Raw genomic sequence first — 20593 nt, 5'->3', positions numbered from 1 at the left:
GCGCTATTTAATTCCGGTACTGCGGCTCCACGCGGCCGGCGACGTCCACTGCGATCGCCAGCAGCTTGCCGCTGAGCGGATACTGCGCCAGCTCGGCCGCCGGCCGCTCGCCGGCGCTGGTGACGTACAAGGTGCGCAAATCGGCACCGCCGAAGGCCGCCATCGTCGGACAACGCAACGGCAGCTTGATCTCGTCGAGCAGTTCGCCGTCCGGCGACAGCTTGACCAACCGGCCGCCCTCGAACAGCGCGCTCCAGTAGTTGCCGTCGCTGTCGACCGCCGCGCCGTCCGGACGGCCGCCGTAATTATTGGCCTTGTCGGCCGAGAACTGCATCAGCGGCCGCTGGTTTTCCACCGTGCCGGCGTCGACGTCGAAGTCGAAGCGCCGCACCAAGTGCGCGGTGGTATCGGCGTGGTACATGGTTTTGCCGTCCGGGCTGAAACCGAGGCCGTTCGAGTTGGTCATGCCGCCCGACCACGCCTTGCGGATCTCGCCTTGCTCCAGCACGAACATCTCGGCGGCCGGCCGGTCGCGCGGCTCGTAGATGGTGCCAACCCAGAAGCGCCCGGCCGGATCGACCCGGCCATCGTTGAAGCGGGCCAGCGAGGTGTCGTACGGCGCCGGCGCGATCTCGGTGATGCGCACGTCGTCGGCGCCGGTGTCGAGGTGGTAAAAGCCGCTGCGCATGGCGACGATCAAACCGCCGTTGTCGCTGACGGCCAGGCTGGCCGGTTCGCTCGACAGCCGCCACGCGCGGTGGTCGCCGCTGGCCGGGTCGAGCCGGTGCACGGTGAAGGCGGGGATGTCGACCCAGTACAGCGCCTGCTCCCCCTCGTGCCACAGCGGGCATTCGCCGGTTTGCATGACGGCGTCGTAGGCCACTTCGATGTGCGGTGCGCTCATGGTCGTCCCCGGATTAAATGTGCTGGGCCGCTTTGGCCATGACGATCAGGCCATTGGTCGAGCTGTCGTGGCGCTCCGGCTGGACTTCGCCCGTCAATTCGGCGTGGATGTTCTTGGCCAGCACCTTGCCCAGCTCCACACCCCACTGGTCGAAGCTGTTGACGTCCCACAGCACGCCCTGCACGAAGGTCTTGTGCTCGTACAGCGCGATCAGCGCGCCCAGGGTCGTTGGGGTCAGCTGGTCCATCAGGATGGTGTTGGACGGGCGGTTGCCGGGGAAGGTTTTGTGCGGCACCAGCGCCTCGATCTCCTCGGCGCCCAGTTTTTGCGCGGTCAGGTCGGCGCGCACCTCGTCGGCGGTCTTGCCGGTCATGAACGCTTCCGACTGGGCGAAGCAGTTGGCCAGCAGCGAGTCGTGGTGGCCCGGCAGGTCGTGCGTGGCGCGCAGGGTGGCGATGAAGTCGATCGGCGTGACGTCGGTGCCCTGGTGCAGTAGCTGGAAGTAGGCGTGCTGCGCGTTGGTGCCGCATTCGCCCCAGACCACCGGGCAGGTCGGCGTGTCGACCTCGGCGCCGTCGCGGGTGATGCGCTTGCCGTTGCTTTCCATGTCGAGCTGCTGCAGGTAGGCCGGGAAGCGGTTCAGGTCCTGGTGGTAGGGCGCGATCGACAGCGAGCCGGCGCCGAGGAACTGGCGGTTCCAGAAGCCGACCATGGCCAGCAGCACCGGCATGTTCTGGGCCAAAGGCGCTGTGCGGAAGTGCTCGTCCATGGCGTGGGCGCCGGCCAGGAAGTCGCTGAAGTAGCCATAGCCGACCGCCAGCGCGACGGCCAGGCCGATCGCCGACCAGACCGAATAGCGGCCGCCGACCCAGTCCCAGAACGGGAACATGTTGGCCGGGTCGATGCCGAAGGCCTTGACCGCCTCGGTGTTGGTGGAGACGGCGACGAAGTGGCGCGCCAGGTCCTCCTCCTTGGCCGTTTTGAGGAACCAGGTGCGGGCGGTGCCGGCGTTGAGCATGGTCTCGGCCGTGACGAAGGTCTTGGAGGCGATGATGAACAGCGTGGTTTCGGGATCGACCTGGGCCAGCGCGGCGTCCATGTCGTGGCCGTCGACGTTGGAGACGAAGTGCATCTTCAGGCGCGGATGGGCGTACGAGCGCAGCGCCAGCACGGCCATTTTCGGGCCCAGGTCCGAGCCGCCGATGCCGACGTTGACGACGTCGGTGATCGGCTTGCCCGTGTGGCCGAGCCAGGCGCCGGAACGGACCTGGTCGGTGAATTCCTTGACGTGGTCGAGCACGGCGTGGACGTCGGCGACGACATCCTGGCCGTCGACCGTCAAAATCTTACCGCGCGGCAATCTCAGCGCCGTATGCAGCACGGCGCGATGTTCTGTAATATTGATCTTCTCGCCACTGAGCATGGCGTCGCGTTTGCCTTCGACGCCGCGCTCGCGGGCCAGGTCGAGCAGCAGGTCGACGGTGGTGCCGGTCAGGCGGTTCTTGGAATAATCGAGGAACAGGCCGGCCGCATCGACCGTCAAGGTCGGGAATCGCTTGGCGTCGTGCGCGAACAGTTGGCGCAATTGCCAGTGCTTGGCGTCGGCGGCGTGGGATTCGAGGGCTTTGAAGCTGGCGAGGGTGGTCAGGGCGGGCTGGCGCATAATGGTCGGGCGTCTTCGTCTGAGAGGGTAGAGGGGATCACTGAATAATACAGGAAAACCCGGTAAATTCACTACGACACTGTTGAAAGAATAGAATTTTTATCGCTCTGGAGGTGGTTTTTCCTGCATGCCAGGATGCTTTTCCGGTGCCGGCGTTCGCCAGCGTTTGCCAGCTAAAAAAGAGAAAAAACAGTCGGTGTTTGAGATTTTGTAGTAAAATTTCACGGAATTCATTCATAAGGAACAATCATGGCGTTGCATCCGGTCTTGGAAAGTGTCACCGCTCGCATCATCGAGCGTAGCAAACCTTCGCGCGGCGCGTACCTGGCGCACCTGGAGGCGGCGCGTGTGAAAGGCGTGCAGCGCGGCGCCCTGGCGTGCACGAACCTGGCACATGGTTTTGCCGCCTTCCCCGCCAACGACAAGCTGTCGTTGAAGGAATTGAAAAAGCCGTCGGTGGCGATCGTCTCGGCCTACAACGACATGCTGTCGGCGCACCAGCCGTTCGAAGGCTTCCCGGCGCTGATCAAGGACGCCGTGCGCGAAGTGGGCGCGGTGGCGCAGTTCGCCGGCGGCACGCCCGCCATGTGCGACGGCGTCACGCAGGGCCAGCCGGGCATGGAATTGTCGCTGTTCTCGCGCGACGCCATCGCCATGGCGACCGCCGTCGCGCTGTCGCACAATATGTTCGACTCGGCCGTCTACCTGGGCGTGTGCGACAAGATCGTGCCGGGCCTGCTGATCGGCGCGCTGCACTTCGGCCACCTGCCCGCGGTGTTCGTGCCGGCCGGCCCGATGACCACCGGCCTGTCCAATTCCGAGAAAGCCAAGATCCGCCAGCTGTACGCGCAGGGCAAGGTCGGCCGCGCCGAGCTGCTCGAGGGCGAATCGCAGTCCTACCACGGCGCCGGCACCTGTACCTTCTACGGCACCGCCAACAGCAACCAGATGCTGATGGAAGTCATGGGCCTGCACCTGCCGGGCGCCGCCTTCATCACCCCGAACACGCCGCTGCGCGACGAGCTGACCAAGGCCGCCGCCCGCCGCGCGGCCGTCATCACGGCGCAATCGAGCGAGTACCTGCCGGTCGGCCACGTGGTCGACGAGAAGTCCATCGTCAACGCCATCGTCGCGCTGCTGACGACAGGCGGCTCGACCAACCACACGCTGCACCTGGTGGCCATCGCCAAGGCGGCCGGCATCGTCATCGACTGGGACGACTTCGACGAGCTGTCGAAAGTGGTGCCGCTGCTGACGCGCATCTACCCGAACGGCAACGCCGACGTCAACCACTTCCACGCCGCCGGCGGCACCGGCTTCGTGATCCGCGAATTGCTCAACGGCGGCCTGCTGCACGACGACGTCACCACCATCCTGGGCAAGGGCTTGCGCGCGCACTGCACCGAGCCGTTCCTGGGCGAAGCCGGCCAGGGTGTCGTCTGGCGCGACGCGCCGGCCGAATCGGGCGACGAGGCGGTGCTGCGCAAGATCACCGCGCCGTTTTCGCCGGACGGCGGCACGGTGCTGGTCAAGGGTAACCTGGGCCGCGCGGTGATGAAGGTGTCGGCGGTCAAGCCGGAACACCAGACGGTGGAAGCGCCGGCGCTGGTGTTCAACTCGCAGGAAGATTTCATGGACGCCTACAAGGCCGGCCAGCTCGACCGCGACTTCGTCGCCGTGCTGCGCTTCCAGGGCCCGCGCGCCAACGGCATGCCGGAGCTGCACGCGCTGACGCCGGCGCTGGCCAACCTGCAGGACGCCGGCCGCCACGTGGCGCTGGTGACCGACGGCCGCATGTCGGGCGCGTCGGGCAAGGTGCCGGCGGCGATCCACGTGTCGCCGGAGATCCTGGCCGGCGGTCCGCTGGGCCGCGTGCGCGACGGCGACATCATCCGCGTCTGCGCCAAGAACGGCACCCTGGAGGCGCTGGTGGAGCCGGCCGTGTGGGCCGCGCGCGAGCAGGCCACGGCCGACCTGACGCCGAACGGCGTGGGCATGGGCCGCGAGCTGTTCGCAATGTTCCGCAACAGCGTGTGCGAGGCGGAGAAGGGCGCGACCACGTTCCCGCTGCCGTCGCCGATTCCGACGATCGTCGGCCTGCACGACAAAGACCCGGTCGGCAACACCGTGCCGGGTTCCGATGAAGATTTCTCGATGAAGAAAGAAGCGTAAATCATGACTATGACCCTGCTCGATATTATGCGTACCTCGGCCGTGATCCCGGTGATCGCGATTGACGAACCTGAACACGCCGTACCGCTGGCGCGCGCGCTGGTGGCCGGCGGCATCCGCGTGCTGGAAGTGACCCTGCGCACCAAGCACGGCCTGGGCGCGATCCGCGCCATGTCGGAAGTGGAAGGCGCCATCGTCGGCGTCGGCACGTTGACGCAGCCGGACGAATTCGCCGCCGCGCGCGACGCCGGCGCGGTGTTCGGCGTCTCGCCGGGTTTGACGGCGGCGCTGATCGCCGCCGCCAAGAGCAGCGGCCTGCCGCTGCTGCCGGGCGTGATGACGCCGTCGGAAGTGATGGCCGCGCGCGAGCAGGGCTTCCGCCAACTGAAGCTGTTCCCGGCGGTGCCGGCCGGCGGCATCGGCATGCTCAACGCGATCAACGGCCCGCTGCCGGACGTGACGTTCTGCCCGACCGGCGGCATCTCGCAGGAGACGGCGTCGCAGTTCCTGGCGTTGAAGAACGTCGCCTGTGTGGGCGGCTCGTGGCTGACGCCGAAGGACGCCATCGCCGCCGGCGACTGGGGCCGCATCACCGACCTGGCCAAGGCCGCCAGCGGTTTGCGTTAATACCGTCAAATACCTGAAACGACGCTAACGCGTCGATGCCGCCCGGTGCAAGCCGGGCGGTTTTTTTTTGCCTTCGCGGCGGCCCTCGCTTGCAATTCGATACCGGATCGGGCCGGCCGCCGCGCGGCCAAACGCGGACGGCGGCGACATCCATCGCGTATTTTCCTGAGACAAAAAACACTGTTAGAATACAAGCAACACTGGCGGTGTCGCGATGCCGGCAGCCGGCGCCGGCCGGCCTTCGACGGGGGCCGGCGCCACGATCTGAACAACCTGTTGGACAGCCATGCAAGACGTTTCCCTCGACCCCGCCGTCTCCGCGCAGTATCACATCCGGCGGCGCCTTGGCGAGGGCGGATTCGGCGAGGTGTTCGAAGCGTGGGATACCAAGTTGCAGCGCAGCGTCGCGCTCAAGCGGCTCAAGGTGTCGTCCGACGCGCCGGCTTCCGACCGGCTGCTGGAGGAGGCGCGCATGGCCGCCTCGCTGCGCCACAGCGCCTTCGTCAAGGTGTACGCGATCGACGGCGGCGCGGCGACACAATCGATCGTCATGGAGCTGGTGGAGGGGCGCACGCTGCGGCAACTGGCCGCCGACCGGCCTTTCTCCGTCGGCGCCGCGCTCGCGATCGCGGCGCAGATCGCCGAGGCCATGCAGGAGGCGCACGCCGCCCGCCTGGTCCATGGCGACCTCAAACCGTCCAACCTGATGATGGAACCGTCGGGCCGGGTGCGCATCCTCGACTTCGGCCTGGCGCGCCACATCGACCCGCTGGCCACCCAGGCCAGCGCCGCCGCCGGCGCCGCGCCGGGCACCATCGCCTACATGGCGCCGGAGCGGCTGGCCGGGAGCGCGCCCGGCGCCGCCGCCGATATCTACGCGCTGGGCGTGATCCTGTACGAACTGATCGCCGGCCAGCGGCCGTTTCCCGACCTGGCCGGCCTGGCGCTGGCGGTCGCGCAGATGCAATCCTCGTCGGCGCTGTGGGCGTTCCCGCCCGATTGCGATCCGGCCGTCGCGGCCCTGGTGCGCGCCATGACGGCCAGCGACCCGGCGCGGCGCACCGGCTCGATGGCGGCCGTGGCCGTGGCGATCGGCGCGCTGATGGAGCGGCCCGGCCCGGCGCCGGCCACGGCGCGCCGACGGCTGTGGCCGACTATGTGGCCGCCGGCGCTGTGGCCGCCCATGTGGCCGCCGGCGTTGTCCCGGCCATGGCGCGCCCGGACGGTGGCGCTGGCCGGCGCGCTGTGCGCGTTGCTGGCGTCGGGACTGGCCGCGCAGGTCTGGGCGCCCGTCGCGTGGCGCGCCGCCGCGCCGGCATACTCCGAGGCGGCGGCGCTGCGCACCGGGCTCGAGGCGTTGCGCCGCTCGGACCGCGACGGCAGCTTGGACGCGGCGGTGGCGGCGTTCACCGGCGTGCTCGAGCGCAATCCGGGCAACGCGGCGGCCGCGGCCGGGCTGTCGCTGGCCTACTGCCTGGTGTACTTCGGCGCCGGCCGCGACGAGGCCTGGCTGCGGCGCGCCGACGCCAGCGCCCAGCAGGCCCTGGGGCTCGACGATCAATTGGCGCTGGCCCACGCCGCCCACGGCTGGGTGCTGGAAACCCAGGGCCGCCAGGACGAGGCGCTGCGCGCGGCCGAGCGCGCCCTGCGGCTGGACCCGCGCAACCTGTTCGCCTGGTGGGGCAAGGCCGACCTGCTAATCCGCATGCGTCGCTTCGACGACGCCCGCGCCGCCGTCGACGCCGCCGCCGCCATCTATCCGGCCGAGCGCCTGTTCGCCGACGTGCTGGGACGCCTGCACTACCAGCGCAACGACTACCCGGCCGCCGAGCGGGCGTTCCGCGCCAGCATCGCGCTCGACCCCGACTCGGTGCTGGCCTACGCCAGCCTGAGCCAGGTGTTGCTGCGGCAGGACCGCGGCGACGAGGCGCTGCAGGTGCTGCAGGACGGGCTGCAGGTGCGCCCCAGCAGCCGCCTGTATTCCAACCTCGGCACGGCGCTGTTCGCGCGCGGCGACTACCCGGGCGCGGCGCGCGCCTTCGAGCAGGCGGTCTCGGCCAAGAAGGGCGGCCCCGGCGAATACCTGTACTGGGGCAACCTGGCCGACGCGCTGCGCTGGCTGCCCGGGCGCGGCGCCGACGCGCGCCACGCCTACGGCCAGGCCGAGGCGCTGCTCGCGGCGCTGCTGGCGCGCTCGCCCGGCAACGTGCTCTACCAGTCCAGGCGCGGCCTGTACGCGGCCAAGCTGGGCGCGCGCGATACGGCGCTGCTGTGGAGCCGGCGCGCCGTGCTCGCCGAGCCGGACAACGCCGACGTGCGCTTTCGCGCCGGCGTCGCCTACGAACTGGCCGGCGAGCGCGGCGGCGCCCTGGCCGAGCTGGCGCGCGCCAAGGCGCTCGGCTACCCCGCCCATTTGATCGACACCGAACCCGACCTGCTCGCCTTGCGGCGCGATCCCCGCTTCCGTTCCCCCACCCCAGAAAGTACGCCATGACACAGTCCCAAGACGTCTATCTCACCGTCGCCTTCGACGCCGACCAGGTCAGCGACCAGCTGGTGCACAAGTTCACCTCGCCCGACGGCTCGGTGCCGGTTCACCCGAGCGGCTTGTACGAGGCCGAGATCTATTTTTGCGAGGGCGAGGTGTTCCATCTGCGCGTGCTCGGCGGTGGCAGGCAGGACCGCTTCACGTCGTTCCAGATCGTCGACTGCTGCCTGCTCACCCTGCCGCGCGTGGTGTCGGCCGGCGGCGACGCGACGGTGCGCTACGCGCCGCCGTCGCCGTTCCTGCAACCGGTGGGCGCCAGCTACCAGATGGAGCTGGACTTCACCACCAGCGCCGTCGACGACCACGACAAGCGCTACCGGCTCGTCACGCAGGAGTGGAAGCGCACGCTCAACGTCGGCACCGCCCACGGCCGCTGGGAGCTGTCGCTGACGGTGACGGTGCGCATCTTTCGCGGCGACCAGCTGCAACCGGACATCCGCGTGTTCTCGTTCGACCCGGAGGGGCAGGTGGGGTCGGGCCGTGGCGACGAGGGCGGCACGCGCGGGGGCGGCCACCGCTTCGCGCTTGCTTCAGATTAGGCCGTTGGCGCGCAGGTGCCGGCGCAGCGCCTCCCCGGGCGTGCGCAGGCACGACGCGCAGCGGTCCACGTCCGGCCCGTGCTCGGCCACGGCCGCGCGCAGTTCCGGCGCCGGGATCGCCTCGGCGCGCCGGATCAGCGGGTGGGTCTCGAGCAGCTTGTAGAGCGACGGCCGGGAAATGCCCAACTGCGCGGCCGCGCCGAGGATGCGCCAGCCGTTGTCTTCCATGGCGCGCAGGATCTCGTCGTCGGTCAGCGCGTCGAGCCGGCGCCGTGGCGCCTTGCCGGCGGCCGGCGCCGCGCCGATGGCGTCCCGTGCGTCGCCGTCGTCGTCGTCATCGTGCGCGCTCACCGGACCCGGATCGGGCGCCGGCGGCGCCTGGCCGGCGCGCACGGCGACGACGGCGCGCCGCACCGCGTGCGCCAGTTGCCGGATATTGCCCGGCCAGTCGCTGTTGCAGGCCGCGCTGACGAAGGCGAACGGCAGCTCGACCGGCGGCGCCGGCGCGCAGGCCTCGCGCGCGAAATGGCGCAGCAGCACGCCGATGTCCTCGCGCCGCTCGCGCAGCGGCGGCAGGCGGATCGTGTAGCCCTCGAGCCGGCGCAGCAGCGCCGGGTTGAACGCGCGCGCGTGCAGGTCCTTGTCGGTGGCGGTGACGAGGCGGGCCCGCGCGCGCAGCGTCGCGCCGGCGCCGAGGGGCCGGTATTCGCCGTTCTCTATCACGCGCAACAGCATCGGCTGCACCAGCGGCGGGGTGTCGCCGATCTCGTCGAGGAACAGGGTGCCGTCGCCGGCCTCGGCGAACAGGCCGCCGCGCGCGGCCTGGGCGCCGGTGTAGGCCCCGCGCGCGGCGCCGAACAGGTCGGCCGCCGCCAGCGATTCGGGCAGCGCCGCCATGTTGACCGCGACGAAGGGGCGCGCGCGGCGCGCGCCGGCCGCGTGGATGGCCTGGGCGGCCACCTCCTTGCCGGTGCCGGTCTCGCCCAGCAGCAGCACCGGCAGGTCGGTGGCGGCGGCCTGGCCGATCTGCTCGCGCAGCGCGATGGCGCCGCCGCCCACGCCCAGCAGGCCCGGCACGTCGTTGTGCCGCGGTAGCGCGCGCATCCAGTGCACGCACAGCAGAATCGTGCCGCCCAGGGCGAGCACCACGCCGCGCTCGAGCTCGGCCTTCGACAGGCGGGTGGTGGCGGTGGCGCGGCGGCCGTTGATGTCGACCGCCATGCGGCTGTCGGGCGCGGCGATCGACAGGCCGCCGCCGGCCTCCCAGGCGATGCCCAGCGGCGCGCGCGTGACGCAGCGGTGGCCCAGCGGCAGGCCGTCGCCGCCGGGCGCGCGGAACAGGGGTGAAAAGCGGTTCAGTTCGAGCGCGCCGGCGGCCGGCGGCGCGATGAACTGCTCGCCGACGCGCTCGTTATCGGGGTGCCACAGGATGGTCAGGCCGAGCATGGCGGCGTCGTCCGAGGCGCAAGCCGGCAGCGGCGTGGTCAAGGTGTTGTCGGCGTCGATCACGGTGGCGGTCCTGGGCGGGGCGGAGGCCAATTATAGAACAAAGCGCCACCGCCCCGGTGGCGCCACTACGCCAGGCTAGGCGATGACGGAGCTGACCTGGATGGTCTCGTGGCGGCTGCCATGGGCGGCGTCGTAGGTGATCTCGACTTCCTTGGCGCCGGCGATGGTGGCGAGCGGGTTACTGCATTGGAACTGGATGGCTCCGCCCTGCAGGTTGTGCAGGTTGACGTTCATCGGCCGCGCGGTCATCAAATGAATCCCGGTGGCGTCATGGGCGGCTGCTTGGATCAGGGTAATGGTGGTCATGGCTGTCCTCTTTTCAGTGAGATGGAATGGTTGAAACGGTCTTGCCGGACTGCGGCGACGGGCGCCGTGTTGATCCGACGGGGCCAGTGTAGGGATGGCGCCGCCGCCGAACCATTACGCCCCCTTACACGCCATTACAGCGGCGGCGGTGTAATGGGTTGTAAGGCGCTGTAATGGCGCGCGGCGGGCGCCGGCGGCAAGATGGGTTCCACCAGCCGGGGACAGCCGACAGGCGCAAGGCTGGTGAGCAGGTGATGCGTGCCTGAACCATTTATCCACCTTTAAAGGAAACATACCATGTCGAACTATTCCATCTCCGTGCAAAACGCCAGCGGCGGCTCCGCCAACATCGCCATCTATCAAACCTACCCGAACCTGGCGGGCGGCCTGCCGCTGGTGTGGCTGCTGCAAACCGTCAACGATGGCAACACCAACGTCTATAACTGGTCGATCGACTGGGCGCTGAACTGGGGTACCACCCCGCAACCGCTGGCGCCCGGCGTGCAATGGAGCTCGGGCGGGCCGATCCAGCACATGGAGCCGAACACCTCGTCGGGCAACAACGAGATGGGCGTGACCTTCTCCGGCGGCCAGTTCCAAACCTCGCCGACGGCGTTCCACGATCCGGACGTTCCGGCCGGCAGCATGCTGGTAACGACCGACACCAGCTTCACGGTGCCCGAGGCCAAGTCGATGAGCCTGGGCGTGTACATGAATTCGCTACCGGCGTTCGCCATGCAGGGCCGGCCCAACGGCAAGGTCCTGTTCGACACCCACCCGACCTATTGGATTTGCACCACCGATTCGAAGCGCGGCGTGGCCGTCTCCGGCACCTTCGTCAGCAGCCCGACGCGGTTCGAATTCGCCGATGGCGTGACGTCGCTGAAGTACAAGCTCAATGATACGCTGCAGTTCGTCCCGGTCTGACCGCCGCTGAACCGGCAGACCCCATCGTGGACACCGCGCCGGCCGCCACGGCGGCGCGGCGTCCACGGCATCGGCCATCGCCGGCGGCGCATGGCCACCACCACCAGTGAGGACAGCACATGAACTACTCGGTCACGATCGACAACAACAGTGGCGCCGCGCAAACGGTCGCCGTATTCATGGCCGACGCCGGCGGCGGCTATTCGCTGGTGTGGTCGGTGAGGGAAATCCCCGACACCGGCAGTTCCGTATTCTCATGGAGGAAGGGTGCGTTCGGATTGGGGTGGGGGACAAGCGCCGCGCCGCTGGACTACGGTTTGCGATACGTCAGCGGACAGGCGCCGGTCGGCGTCGATCCCTTGTCCGCGCAGGGCAACAACACGCTGCCGATCGGCTACAACGGCGGCTTCGAGGCCGGCCAGCCTTACCGCGATCCCGGGCTGGGGAACAGCGTCAACCTTGCCACCGACCTCAGTTTCACGGTCGGCGAGGCCGCGTTGATGAGCGTTGCGCTCTACCTGGAGGGTTCTCCCGCGCTGGCGATGCGGGGCGCGCCCAACACCGTCTACACCTTCGATCTGGATCGGATCGTCTACTACCTGACGGTCACCAACGCGGAGGCCGGCATGGCGCTGCGGCCGCCGCCGGCGTCGATGCGCCTGTTGAGCGCGGTCGTCAGCGAGACCGTCCCGGTTCGCCTTCCGTTCCACGACGGAGCTACCCAATTGCGCTACACGCTCGACGACACGTTGACGTTCTCGCCCACCACTATCTGAGCGGAGGCGGGCGCCGGCCGCTCAATCTCGCGGCCCCGGCGCTTCGATGGCCGAGCCGCGCGCGATCGACACCAGCGGCGTGCCGAAACGAATCTGGCCGCGCCGGCGCTCGATGACCTCGGGCGACGCCGGCAGCGCCAGCGCGATTTGCCGCCGCACGCGGAAGATCTGGATGTTCAGGTGCGCCGCCTCCAGGCCCAGCATCTTCGACAGCAATTCGGTGTCGATCCAGCCCTGGCTGTGGGGATCGATGCCGCTGGCGCGGTCGGCCAGGCGCCGCCGCGCCAGCGTGAGCAAAGCATAGTGGTGGACGCGCTCGCCAAGGTCGAGGCGTCGCTGGCCCTGGGTGATGCTCAGGAAGACATGTTCCTCGTCCAGGCTGACGTCGAAGTGCAGCGAAAAGGCGGCGCCGCCGGCCGGCGCGCGCGCCGGTGACGGGTCGGTCCGATCGGTGGCCTGCGCCGGCGTCGTGGCTTGGATATGCATGATGGTCGTCTCCACGTGGAATGTGCGATGCCGGCTTGCGCGCCGGCGCCTGTCCTCCTTATGGCAAGTTGCATGCCACGCGAAAAAGCGTGGCCGGCGCCGCCCGGGCCCGGCGCCGCGCCCGCCCGGCGACCGTTTTACATGTCAAGGCCGGGCCGTTGACATGTAAAGCGCGGCAGCGTTGACAGCCCTGCGGCCGTTGGCGCCGGCGCTCCCGCGCAAATACCCGGTCAGCGCTGCGCGGATTGCTGGATATGCTCGCGCAGCCATTGGTGGGCGGGGTCGCGGTGTGAACGCTCGTGCCAGAGCATCGCCATTTCGTAGCCGGGGATTTCGACCGGGGATTCGACAATCTTGAGCGCCGGGTTGTCGCGTACCAGCCGCTCCGGCAGCATCGCCACCAGGTCCGTGCTTTGCAGGACCGACACCATGAACAGGAAGTGCGGCACCGACAGCGCCACCCGGCGCGACAGGCCGACACGGGCCAGCGCGGCGTCGGTGACGCCATGAAAGCCGCCGCCGTCGGACGACACCAGCACATGCTCCAGCGCGCAATATTGCTTCAGGGTCGGCTTGCGCTTCAGGCGCGGGTGGTTGGCGCGGCCGGCCAGTACATAGCGCTCGACGAACAGCGTGCGGCGCCGCATGCCCGGCGGCGAGCCTTCGGTGGTGTGGAAGGCTAGGTCGATTTCGCCTTGCTCCGCTTGCCGCGCGATGCGCGCCGGGTTCATCTCCAGCACCGCCAACCGGGTGCCGGGCGCCAGCGCGCGCAGGCCGGCGAGCGCCGGCAGCAGGATCGTCGATTCGCCGTAGTCGGTGGCGGCCACCCGCCACGTTTGATCCGCTTTCGCCGGCTCGAACGGCTGCGCCGGCGACACCGCGCGTCCAAGCGCCGCCAGCGCCTGCCGCAACGGCTCGCGCAGCTCCTCGGCCCTGGCGGTCGGTTTCATGCCGCGCGGCCCGGGCAGCAGCAGCGGGTCGCCGAAAATGTCGCGCAGTTTGGCCAGATGCACGCTGATCGACGGCTGCGAAAAATTGAGCCGCCGCGCCGCGCGCGTGACGTTGTGCTCCGAGAGCAGGACGTCAAGCGTCACCAGCAGATTCAGGTCGAGCCGCCGTAAATTATCCATCGAAATTATTCCTGTTGATACCTGCTATGTCGGGAATTCATTTCCAATATACCCGAGGCGGGCCTACGCTGTGTTCTTTCCATCAGGAGCCGCTATCATGAACGTCCTTATCGTCTACGCCCATCCCGAGCCGTTGTCCCTGAACGGCTCCATCAAAAACTTCACCGTCGAGCGTCTGGAGGCGGCCGGCCACAGCGTGCAAGTGTCCGATCTGTACGCGATGCAGTGGAAGCCCGCGCTCGACGCGGACGACAGCCTCGATGGCGCGGCGACCGAACGCTTCGACGCCGCGCTCGATTCCAAGCGCGCGTTCGACGGCGGACGGCAAAGCGCGGACATCGCCCTCGAACAGCAAAAGCTGATGTGGGCCGATACCGTGATTCTGCAATTCCCGATGTGGTGGTTCTCGATGCCGGCGATTTTGAAGGGCTGGGTCGAACGGGTCTACGCCCATGGTTTCGCCTACGGCGTGGGCGAGCACTCGGACCGCCGCTGGGGCGACCGCTATGGCGAGGGCAGTTTGGCCGGCAAGCGCGCGATGCTGATCGTGACCACCGGCGGCTGGCAATCCCACTACGACGCGCGCGGCATCAACGGCCCGATCGACGACATCCTGTTCCCGATCCAGCACGGCATTTTGTACTACCCGGGCTTCGAGGTGCTACCGCCGTTCGTGGTCTACCGCACGAGCCGAGTAGACGAAGCGCGTTTCGACACGATCCGCGAGGAGCTGGGCCAGCGTCTCGACACGCTGGCGACGACCACGCCGATCGCATTCCGTCCGCAGAACGGCGGCGATTACGACATTCCGCAACTGACGCTGCGCGACGACGTGGCGCCCGGCCGCACCGGATTCTGCGCGCACCGGAAAGCCTAAATCAGGCAGCGTCGCCCTCAAGGACAAACAGGCCGGCCTTGCTGGCCAGTTCCAGCACCGGCGCGGCCTGCGCCTTGTCGTGGAAGTACAGGATATTGGTGTCGTCCCACCCGGCGGCGCAGATGCAGCCAAGTTCCGGCATGATCAGGAACTGGGACGGCGGGTGGTGTTTGTCGTAGCGCGACTGGATCAGGAAGCCGTCGCGGTTGGTGTAGCGCTTGATGACGGTGTTGGCCTTGGCGGGCCAGCGGCCGCGATAGCGCAGCGTATACACCGGCGTCAGGTCGTACAGCGCCGCCCAGTGGGCCAGCATTTTCTGGTTCCTGCGCTCGCGCTCCTCGCCTTCGAAACAGGCCATCAGGTGCCATTCGGATTCGTCGTCGAGCCAGTGGTCGAACACGGAGATGGCCACACGCTGCATGCCGCCATCGGCGCCGAGCTGCCAGATGTCGTTCAGGTTGGGGAATTGCTTATTAATTTGTTCTGCAAGGTTCGCGTCAACGCGAGACAACATCTTCATAACATCCTTTGAATCATACCGGGCGACGCTCGAGTATATACTTCCTTGATCGAAGGGGAGGGCGCGATGAAGGAGTTTCGGTTCAATGTATTCGGGCGGCTGATCGCGATACGTGGCGAGGCGGGCGAACGGCGGACGTTCGAGCTGGGCGCGGAAGGCAAACGCCGTCCGGCGGACTTCATCGTTCCCGGCGACGTCGCCGACGACGAGTTGTGCGAATATCTGTTCGACCTGTTCCACGAGGACGCGACGCCGCGAAATCATTCTGTAACGCAGATAGGCTGAGACCGCCGTTCTACCCGGTATCGACGACAGTAACTCGCGCGAACTCTCCAGCGCGCATTTGGTTCCTTGCCATCGACGGTGTCGATGGAGGCGATCTCGAAGCTGCTCAGCAGTATGGCGCTGGCAAGCTTGATCTCCAGCAGCGCCAAATAGCGCCCGCCACCTTTATTGCGGCGCCACAATCGACTAAGCGAGCATTGAGCTTACCCTGTGTCGATATCCCAATCGTTACTCAATGGCGAGCATATGAATGCAATCACACGCAGCGACGACGAAATTCTTTTTGATAGTACTATGCAATCTTTGGAGGCCCAGATTACCAGCGCCGGAGCTCACCTGACCATCGACTCCAAGGCACGGCTCACGTACACGATAGAGATCAAACGTATGTCCAACAGGCTACGAGTTGATGCCATTGCGCGCAGAATCACTTGGGCCGATGCGGCTCGGGAAGCGCAAGAAACTCGAAATCTGATCATGGAAGTCATCCGAGCGCGAAGCACCCCGGTCGGTCGCGCCTTAGCCCAACGTATGAAGCAAAAGGGATACTCGCTTAACCAATTGATCGCCGAGAAAACCATCAGAATGCATGGCGACAAGGCTCTCTTTTCAAGCCTGTCCAACACCCAGCAGAACGCCATCTACGCAGGTATCGTCAAGTCGGCAGGCAATTCCAACGCGGAAGTCACTCGCGCAATGACTCGGATTTCCTATGCGGGACGCGGCGTGCTTTTTCTGGCATTGGCGCTGTCCATCTACCAGATTGCCACGGCGGAGAACAAGGTTGCAGTGTTTAAAAAGGAGCTTGCAATCAACGGCGCGGGCGTCGCGGGCGGAATCGCCGGTGGCGCGTTAGCGGGACTTGCATGTGGCCCCGGTGCCCCAATTTGCGTTACAGTGGGAGCGTTTGTAGGTGGCGCGTTTGCTGCCCTCGGAACCAGCTATATCTGGTAGAGCTGCCATGAAATTGATCCCTGCCGCAGAATATTCAATCCGCGTAATCACTCCACCGACGCCAGAATTGACGCCGCAGAGTGAAATGATGGTTGCTGGCGTGCCCACCGGGAAAGTCATCGCTGGTGCGATACTGAGAGCTGCGTTGAGATGGCGCCAGTTTGTACTGCTCTTCCTCACTGATGACGTCCCATTCGAGGACACGCTGCGCATGTATCTACTTGACCATGATTTGACTGTCGTGGACTCGGCTCGCATGGGTGTCATGTACTCGACCGGCATATTTTCAGAGTTGGATTTGACGGAACCAGACACCGTTCGATTTCAGTTCTTCGATGGCGTATTGTGGACGCTGACATTGCTTTCGAAGGAACAGTTCGCGATCCCTATAATCTCGGAGCCCACCAGCGTAAGCCGTCCATTCAAATTTTTTAGAAGGATTCGGCTGGCAAGTACACCACTTCCCAAGACGTCGGAAGTGCAATGTGAAAACGTCAGGGGCAGCACCAATCAGGCCTGATTGACACCGATGTTGGCCAATTGCGTTGCCCTTCAAACGGTATTGAGCCGCCCGAGACGCATTTTTAATCCAATCGGCGACATCGTAAACCCCATCAACTCCTCCGGTTCCTTGCCGTCGACGGTGTCGATGGAGGCGATCTCGAAGCTGCTCAGCAGCATGGCGCTGGCGAGCTTGATCTCCAGCAGCGCCAGATAGCGTCCGGGGCAGGTGCGCACGCCGGCGCCGAACGGCATCGACAGGTGCTTGTCGATCGCCTCCTCGCCGCTGCGCAGCCAGCGCTCCGGCTCGAAGGCGTCGGCGCGCGGCACGTGCGTCTCGTCGACGCTGTCGTTGCGCATCACGCACCACACCAATCCTCCCTTGGGGATGCGCACGCCGCCGATCACGGTCTCGCGCAGCGCTTCGAGCGGAATGAACGGCGCCACCGGCTTGAGCCGCATCGCCTCCTGCGCGCAGGCGTCCAGGTAATCCAGGCTATCCATCTGCGCGATCGTCAGCGCCGCCGGATCGGGCGCCACGCGCGCCACCTCGGCGCGCGCCTTGCGCAGCGCCGCCGGATTTTTCTGCAACAGATACAGCATCCACGCCAGGGTATGGCTGGTGGTGTCCTCGCCCGCCAGCAGCATCGTCATGACGTTGCCGGCGATGGCGCGGTCGTCGATGCCGCCGCCCTCGTCGGCCGCGCAGATCATCGCGTCGAGCAAGTGGGCCGGACGCTCGCGCCGCGCCGGCTCGGCGACCAGCCGCGCGCGCGCCGAGGCGATCAGGGCGTCGATCGAGTCGTTGAGCGCGGCCACGCTGGCGTCGAGTTGCCGGTCCTGCGGCAGGCGCACGTAGCGCCAGTACGGAACCAGCGCGATGGTGCGGCGCGCCACCGCCGGCAGGATGATGTCCAGGTGGCGCTGGATGACGTCCTCGCCGCCGTCGATGGTGTTGACGTCGGTGCCGAACGCCAGCCCGGCGATGACGTCCACGCTGAAGCGTTTGAGATCGTCGGTCAGGTCGATCGAATGGCCGACCGCCGCCGCGCGCCGCCAGTGCTCGCGCAGCCGCAGCGCCACCGCCACCAGCGCCGGAAAGTAGGCCTTGACCGCGTGCGGCGACAGCGCCGCCATCACCATGCGGCGCTGCTCGCGCCAGGTCGCGCCCTCGGCCACGAACACACCCGGGCGCCCGCCCATCTCCTCGCCCACGTCGCTGGTGATCGCGGGCCGGCGGAAGCCGTCGGGCCGGTCGCGCAGCGCCGCGCCGACCAGCTCGTGGCTGGCCAGCACCACGATGTCGGTGCGGCCGAAACGGATCTTGAACAGCGGGCCGTATTGGCGGCTCCAGGCTTCGACGTCCTGGTGGATGCGCAGCGGCCTGATCTGCGGCAGGTTGCCCACCAGCGGCCACGGGGCAGGGCCGGGCAGGTCGGCGATTTCACGCAGGGCGAGTGGCAAGGTGTTCTCCATCATGGGATTTCTCCGTTGTTCTCCGTTGGCGGTGCCACCACTATGCCGTACTCCCGCCGCCGCGTATTGAACGTTTGCGACAACGCTGCGCGCCCGCCACAATTTGGTATGGAAGGTGGGGCTGTTGGCGGCGCTTGGCCGATTACGGCGTGCCGCCTAATCCGCCCTACGTGTTTCCACGGTTTTTCCGCAGTGTGCCCACAGTGTTCCCGCAGTGTGTCCACGGTTTTCCCGCGGTGTGCCCACGGTGTCTCCGCGGTGTTTTCGGGACCGGGGCCGGGATTGGATGGGTCGGCGGCGGGGTGGCTCGGCGCGCTTACGGCAGGCGGGCGGCGCTGCGGTTGCGGCCTTCGTTCTTGGCCCGGTATAGCGCGCGGTCGGCCGCGCCGATCAGCGCTTCGATATCGACCGGCGCCTCCGGCCGCTGCGATGTCACGCCGATGCTCACCGTGACGTACGGCACGTCGTTGTTGCGTTCGTGCGGGATGGCCAGCTCCAGCGCGCGGGTCCGTATCGTCTCGGCGATCCGGCCGGCCTGCTCGATGTCGAGCTCCGGCAGGATGACGGCGAACTCCTCGCCGCCGTAGCGCGCCATCAGGTCGCACGGGCGCTTGAGCTCGCCGGCCAGCGCGGCGGCCACCTGGATCAGGCATTGGTCGCCCTTCTGGTGGCCGTAGTGGTCGTTGTAGGCCTTGAAATGGTCGATGTCGATCATCAGCAGCGACAGCGCCGCGCCCGCGCGCTTGGCGCGCCGGTGCTCCTTTTCCATGGCGACGTCGAAGTGGCGCCGGTTGGCGATGCCGGTCAGGCCGTCGGCGAAGGTCTGCGAGCGCAGCACCATGGCCTGCTCGCGCAGCAGCTTTTCGCGCGCGACGGCCACGCTGACGTCGCTGATCTGCACCAGGCAGTGGCGCGGCGCGCCCTCGACCTCGATCGGCGTGACCTCCACCGCCTGTTGCAGGCGCTCGCCGCGCGCGGCCGCCGCCGCGTTGGCGTGCAGCGCGAACGGCGCCTTGTTCAGGCTTTGCGACAGCACCGACGGGAAGTTGTCGCGCAGCGCCTGGCCGATCGCCGAGTCGACCCGGCCGCCGCGCAGGCCCGGACAGGCGGCCAGGAACTCGGCGCCGACCACGTCGGCCTGCGCCAGCCCCGAATGGCGGCTCATCCAGGCGTTCCACAGCACCACGCGGCCGTCGGGGTCGATCACCACCACGCCCAGGTTGACGGCGCCGAGCACGCTGCGCAGCACCGCGAGCCGGTGCGCCTCCGGCAGCTTGCTGTCCATCGCCCGCACGGCTCAGGCCTGCCCCATCGCGCGCGCGATGTACTGGTTGATCTGCGCCTTGAGGTCGTGCATGGCCGACAGGTCGAGCACGAAGGCGACATAGCCCTGGATCTGGTGCTTCTCGAGCACGAAGTCGATGTGCAGCATCAGCACCACGGCGTCCGGCTCGCTGCCCGAGGCGGTCAGGATCTCGTCGCTGGTGCCCACGTGGTAGGCCGGCAGCGAGCCGCGCAGCTCGTGCTGGAAGATGTTGGCCAAGGTGCCGACGCAGGAGTTGAGGATGATGTTGCCGATCTCGCACATGGCCTCCTGTTCCATGTCGGTCAGCTCGGCCAGCGGCACGCTCTCGCCGACCATCAGGCGCACGATCTCCAGGCTTTTATCTTCCGGGAACATCAGGATCGCCTCGGTCTCGAACGCGCCCTCGTAGTGCTGGCTCACGCCGCAGATGCGCTCGGACTCGAACACCCGGTTGCGCAGCAGGCGCGCGGCGTCGGCGCGGTGGATGAAGGTGATCGACGGCACCGACATGCGCACCGCCTCGTTGACGATGGCGCTCATCGAGGCGGCCGCCTGGCCGACGCCGATGTTGAAGATCTCGATCAGGGCGTCGTTCTCCAGCTCGGACAGCACGATCATGGCCGGGCCTCTTCGAGCGGCGACAGCAGGCGGGCGATGCGCGCCTCGGTGATGGGTTTTTCGACGAAGCCCACGCCGATCGCCTCGGCCGCCTCGCGCGTGGCCGTTTGCACGTTGGCCGTCAGCAGCGAGATCGGCAGGTCCGGGTTCTCGCGCCGCAGCTGCTCGGCGGCGGCGATGCCGCCCATGCCGGGCATGTTCACGTCCATCAGCACCAGGTCCGGGTGCACGTCGCGCGACTTGACCAGCGACTCCTCGCCGGTGCCGGCCTCCTCGACGATCCAGTCCGGGTGCAGGCCGTTGATGTACTGGCGCGCCATCAGGCGCGAGACGCGGCTGTCGTCGACGATCAAGACTGTTTTAGCTTGCGGCATGGGACTCCCCGGACGAACGTTTGGATGGGATCTGCTGGTTTCATTCTCGCACAATCGGCGGCGCCGCTGGCGAGGTTCGTACCGTCCGCGCCCCC

The 20593-nt window shown here is 67.5% G+C and carries 21 protein-coding genes; 10 read left to right on the top strand and 11 right to left on the bottom strand.

Annotation, left to right across the window (positions count from 1 at the left end):
- Positions 1-7 precede the first annotated feature (7 nt).
- Together AC07P1_RS03675 and pgi are read right to left on the bottom strand one after the other, a co-directional pair.
- Positions 8-904 carry an SMP-30/gluconolactonase/LRE family protein gene (locus tag AC07P1_RS03675; protein ID WP_494694547.1) on the bottom strand — a complete coding sequence of 299 codons (897 nt, stop codon included), beginning with the start codon at positions 902-904 and terminating at the stop codon, positions 8-10.
- A 13-nt stretch (positions 905-917) separates the two neighbouring features.
- A complete protein-coding gene (gene pgi / locus AC07P1_RS03670) occupies positions 918-2567 on the bottom strand; it encodes a glucose-6-phosphate isomerase (RefSeq protein ID WP_494694546.1) in 1650 nt (549 codons plus the stop codon).
- Positions 2568-2816: 249 nt separating this feature from the next.
- Here pgi and edd point away from each other — a divergent pair, with 249 nt between their 5' ends.
- From edd to AC07P1_RS03650, 4 genes are all read left to right on the top strand, one after another.
- Complete coding sequence (gene edd, locus AC07P1_RS03665) at positions 2817-4739, top strand: phosphogluconate dehydratase (RefSeq protein ID WP_494694545.1); 1923 nt, start codon at positions 2817-2819, stop codon at positions 4737-4739.
- 3 nt (positions 4740-4742) lie between these two features.
- Entirely contained in the window at positions 4743-5366 is a 624-nt protein-coding gene (eda, locus tag AC07P1_RS03660) for a bifunctional 4-hydroxy-2-oxoglutarate aldolase/2-dehydro-3-deoxy-phosphogluconate aldolase (protein ID WP_494694544.1), read from the top strand.
- A 286-nt stretch (positions 5367-5652) separates the two neighbouring features.
- Positions 5653-7860, top strand: coding sequence for a protein kinase domain-containing protein (locus AC07P1_RS03655; RefSeq protein ID WP_494694543.1), 2208 nt, complete (start codon positions 5653-5655; stop codon positions 7858-7860).
- A complete protein-coding gene (locus AC07P1_RS03650; protein ID WP_494694542.1) occupies positions 7857-8453 on the top strand; it encodes a hypothetical protein in 597 nt (198 codons plus the stop codon). Before AC07P1_RS03655 ends, AC07P1_RS03650 begins: the two co-directional genes overlap by 4 nt.
- Here the strand turns inward: AC07P1_RS03650 and AC07P1_RS03645 are convergent.
- Entirely contained in the window at positions 8445-9962 is a 1518-nt protein-coding gene (locus tag AC07P1_RS03645; RefSeq protein WP_494694541.1) for a sigma-54-dependent transcriptional regulator, read from the bottom strand. The genes AC07P1_RS03650 and AC07P1_RS03645 overlap by 9 nt on opposite strands.
- A 75-nt stretch (positions 9963-10037) precedes the next feature.
- Complete coding sequence (locus AC07P1_RS03640) at positions 10038-10268, bottom strand: hypothetical protein (RefSeq protein WP_494694540.1); 231 nt, start codon at positions 10266-10268, stop codon at positions 10038-10040.
- A 297-nt stretch (positions 10269-10565) separates the two neighbouring features.
- Between AC07P1_RS03640 and AC07P1_RS03635 the strand changes: the two genes are divergently transcribed.
- Both AC07P1_RS03635 and AC07P1_RS03630 read left to right on the top strand, forming a co-directional pair.
- The gene (locus tag AC07P1_RS03635) at positions 10566-11195 is read left to right on the top strand and encodes a RhiA family protein (protein WP_494694539.1); all 630 of its coding nucleotides are present in this window, start codon (positions 10566-10568) and stop codon (positions 11193-11195) included.
- A gap of 119 nt (positions 11196-11314) precedes the next feature.
- Complete coding sequence (locus AC07P1_RS03630) at positions 11315-11971, top strand: RhiA family protein (protein WP_494694538.1); 657 nt, start codon at positions 11315-11317, stop codon at positions 11969-11971.
- 21 nt (positions 11972-11992) lie between these two features.
- On the opposite strand, the gene AC07P1_RS03625 is transcribed toward AC07P1_RS03630, so the two are convergent.
- Together AC07P1_RS03625 and AC07P1_RS03620 are read right to left on the bottom strand one after the other, a co-directional pair.
- The gene (locus AC07P1_RS03625) at positions 11993-12457 is read right to left on the bottom strand and encodes a hypothetical protein (protein ID WP_494694537.1); all 465 of its coding nucleotides are present in this window, start codon (positions 12455-12457) and stop codon (positions 11993-11995) included.
- A gap of 230 nt (positions 12458-12687) precedes the next feature.
- Positions 12688-13587, bottom strand: a complete 900-nt coding sequence (locus AC07P1_RS03620) for a LysR family transcriptional regulator (protein ID WP_494694536.1) — start codon at positions 13585-13587, stop codon at positions 12688-12690.
- Positions 13588-13684: 97 nt separating this feature from the next.
- On the opposite strand from AC07P1_RS03620, the gene AC07P1_RS03615 reads away from it, so the two are divergent.
- A complete protein-coding gene (locus AC07P1_RS03615) occupies positions 13685-14464 on the top strand; it encodes an NAD(P)H-dependent oxidoreductase (protein ID WP_494694535.1) in 780 nt (259 codons plus the stop codon).
- Between the two features lies 1 nt (position 14465).
- Here AC07P1_RS03615 and AC07P1_RS03610 read toward each other — a convergent pair whose 3' ends face one another.
- On the bottom strand, positions 14466-14978 hold the full coding sequence (locus AC07P1_RS03610) for a hypothetical protein (RefSeq protein ID WP_494694534.1): 513 nt from the start codon (positions 14976-14978) through the stop codon (positions 14466-14468).
- A 72-nt stretch (positions 14979-15050) separates the two neighbouring features.
- On the opposite strand from AC07P1_RS03610, the gene AC07P1_RS03605 reads away from it, so the two are divergent.
- The 3 genes from AC07P1_RS03605 to AC07P1_RS03595 all read left to right on the top strand — a co-directional run bounded on the left by AC07P1_RS03605 (position 15051) and on the right by AC07P1_RS03595 (position 16743).
- Positions 15051-15269 carry a DUF7661 family protein gene (locus AC07P1_RS03605; RefSeq protein WP_494694533.1) on the top strand — a complete coding sequence of 73 codons (219 nt, stop codon included), beginning with the start codon at positions 15051-15053 and terminating at the stop codon, positions 15267-15269.
- A gap of 246 nt (positions 15270-15515) precedes the next feature.
- Positions 15516-16223, top strand: coding sequence for a hypothetical protein (locus AC07P1_RS03600; protein ID WP_494694532.1), 708 nt, complete (start codon positions 15516-15518; stop codon positions 16221-16223).
- A gap of 7 nt (positions 16224-16230) precedes the next feature.
- On the top strand, positions 16231-16743 hold the full coding sequence (locus tag AC07P1_RS03595) for a hypothetical protein (protein WP_494694531.1): 513 nt from the start codon (positions 16231-16233) through the stop codon (positions 16741-16743).
- 32 nt (positions 16744-16775) lie between these two features.
- Here the strand turns inward: AC07P1_RS03595 and AC07P1_RS03590 are convergent, their stop codons facing one another.
- The 4 genes from AC07P1_RS03590 to AC07P1_RS03575 all read right to left on the bottom strand — a co-directional run bounded on the left by AC07P1_RS03590 (position 16776) and on the right by AC07P1_RS03575 (position 20498).
- The gene (locus tag AC07P1_RS03590) at positions 16776-18203 is read right to left on the bottom strand and encodes a cytochrome P450 (RefSeq protein ID WP_494694530.1); all 1428 of its coding nucleotides are present in this window, start codon (positions 18201-18203) and stop codon (positions 16776-16778) included.
- A 313-nt stretch (positions 18204-18516) separates the two neighbouring features.
- Positions 18517-19485, bottom strand: coding sequence for a GGDEF domain-containing protein (locus tag AC07P1_RS03585; protein WP_494694529.1), 969 nt, complete (start codon positions 19483-19485; stop codon positions 18517-18519).
- A gap of 12 nt (positions 19486-19497) precedes the next feature.
- The gene (locus AC07P1_RS03580; RefSeq protein WP_494694528.1) at positions 19498-20124 is read right to left on the bottom strand and encodes a chemotaxis protein CheC; all 627 of its coding nucleotides are present in this window, start codon (positions 20122-20124) and stop codon (positions 19498-19500) included.
- Positions 20121-20498 carry a response regulator gene (locus AC07P1_RS03575; protein ID WP_494694527.1) on the bottom strand — a complete coding sequence of 126 codons (378 nt, stop codon included), beginning with the start codon at positions 20496-20498 and terminating at the stop codon, positions 20121-20123. Before AC07P1_RS03575 ends, AC07P1_RS03580 begins: the two co-directional genes overlap by 4 nt.
- Between the last annotated feature and the right edge of the window lie 95 nt (positions 20499-20593).

It is taken from the genome of Duganella sp. GW821-FHT07F09 (genome assembly GCF_059418705.1).
The sequence above is the reverse complement of the archived record's forward strand: the minus strand, read 5'-3'. Positions and strand labels throughout refer to the sequence as shown.

Coding starts and splice junctions, on each gene's coding strand:
- AC07P1_RS03675 (WP_494694547.1), bottom strand. CDS start 904: ATGAGCGCACCGCACATCGAAGTGGCCTACGACGCCGTCATGCAAACC.
- pgi (WP_494694546.1), bottom strand. CDS start 2,567: ATGCGCCAGCCCGCCCTGACCACCCTCGCCAGCTTCAAAGCCCTCGAA.
- edd (WP_494694545.1), top strand. CDS start 2,817: ATGGCGTTGCATCCGGTCTTGGAAAGTGTCACCGCTCGCATCATCGAG.
- eda (WP_494694544.1), top strand. CDS start 4,743: ATGACTATGACCCTGCTCGATATTATGCGTACCTCGGCCGTGATCCCG.
- AC07P1_RS03655 (WP_494694543.1), top strand. CDS start 5,653: ATGCAAGACGTTTCCCTCGACCCCGCCGTCTCCGCGCAGTATCACATC.
- AC07P1_RS03650 (WP_494694542.1), top strand. CDS start 7,857: ATGACACAGTCCCAAGACGTCTATCTCACCGTCGCCTTCGACGCCGAC.
- AC07P1_RS03640 (WP_494694540.1), bottom strand. CDS start 10,268: ATGACCACCATTACCCTGATCCAAGCAGCCGCCCATGACGCCACCGGG.
- AC07P1_RS03635 (WP_494694539.1), top strand. CDS start 10,566: ATGTCGAACTATTCCATCTCCGTGCAAAACGCCAGCGGCGGCTCCGCC.
- AC07P1_RS03630 (WP_494694538.1), top strand. CDS start 11,315: ATGAACTACTCGGTCACGATCGACAACAACAGTGGCGCCGCGCAAACG.
- AC07P1_RS03625 (WP_494694537.1), bottom strand. CDS start 12,457: ATGCATATCCAAGCCACGACGCCGGCGCAGGCCACCGATCGGACCGAC.
- AC07P1_RS03620 (WP_494694536.1), bottom strand. CDS start 13,587: ATGGATAATTTACGGCGGCTCGACCTGAATCTGCTGGTGACGCTTGAC.
- AC07P1_RS03615 (WP_494694535.1), top strand. CDS start 13,685: ATGAACGTCCTTATCGTCTACGCCCATCCCGAGCCGTTGTCCCTGAAC.
- AC07P1_RS03610 (WP_494694534.1), bottom strand. CDS start 14,978: ATGTTGTCTCGCGTTGACGCGAACCTTGCAGAACAAATTAATAAGCAA.
- AC07P1_RS03605 (WP_494694533.1), top strand. CDS start 15,051: ATGAAGGAGTTTCGGTTCAATGTATTCGGGCGGCTGATCGCGATACGT.
- AC07P1_RS03600 (WP_494694532.1), top strand. CDS start 15,516: ATGAATGCAATCACACGCAGCGACGACGAAATTCTTTTTGATAGTACT.
- AC07P1_RS03595 (WP_494694531.1), top strand. CDS start 16,231: ATGAAATTGATCCCTGCCGCAGAATATTCAATCCGCGTAATCACTCCA.
- AC07P1_RS03590 (WP_494694530.1), bottom strand. CDS start 18,203: ATGATGGAGAACACCTTGCCACTCGCCCTGCGTGAAATCGCCGACCTG.
- AC07P1_RS03585 (WP_494694529.1), bottom strand. CDS start 19,485: ATGGACAGCAAGCTGCCGGAGGCGCACCGGCTCGCGGTGCTGCGCAGC.
- AC07P1_RS03580 (WP_494694528.1), bottom strand. CDS start 20,124: ATGATCGTGCTGTCCGAGCTGGAGAACGACGCCCTGATCGAGATCTTC.
- AC07P1_RS03575 (WP_494694527.1), bottom strand. CDS start 20,498: ATGCCGCAAGCTAAAACAGTCTTGATCGTCGACGACAGCCGCGTCTCG.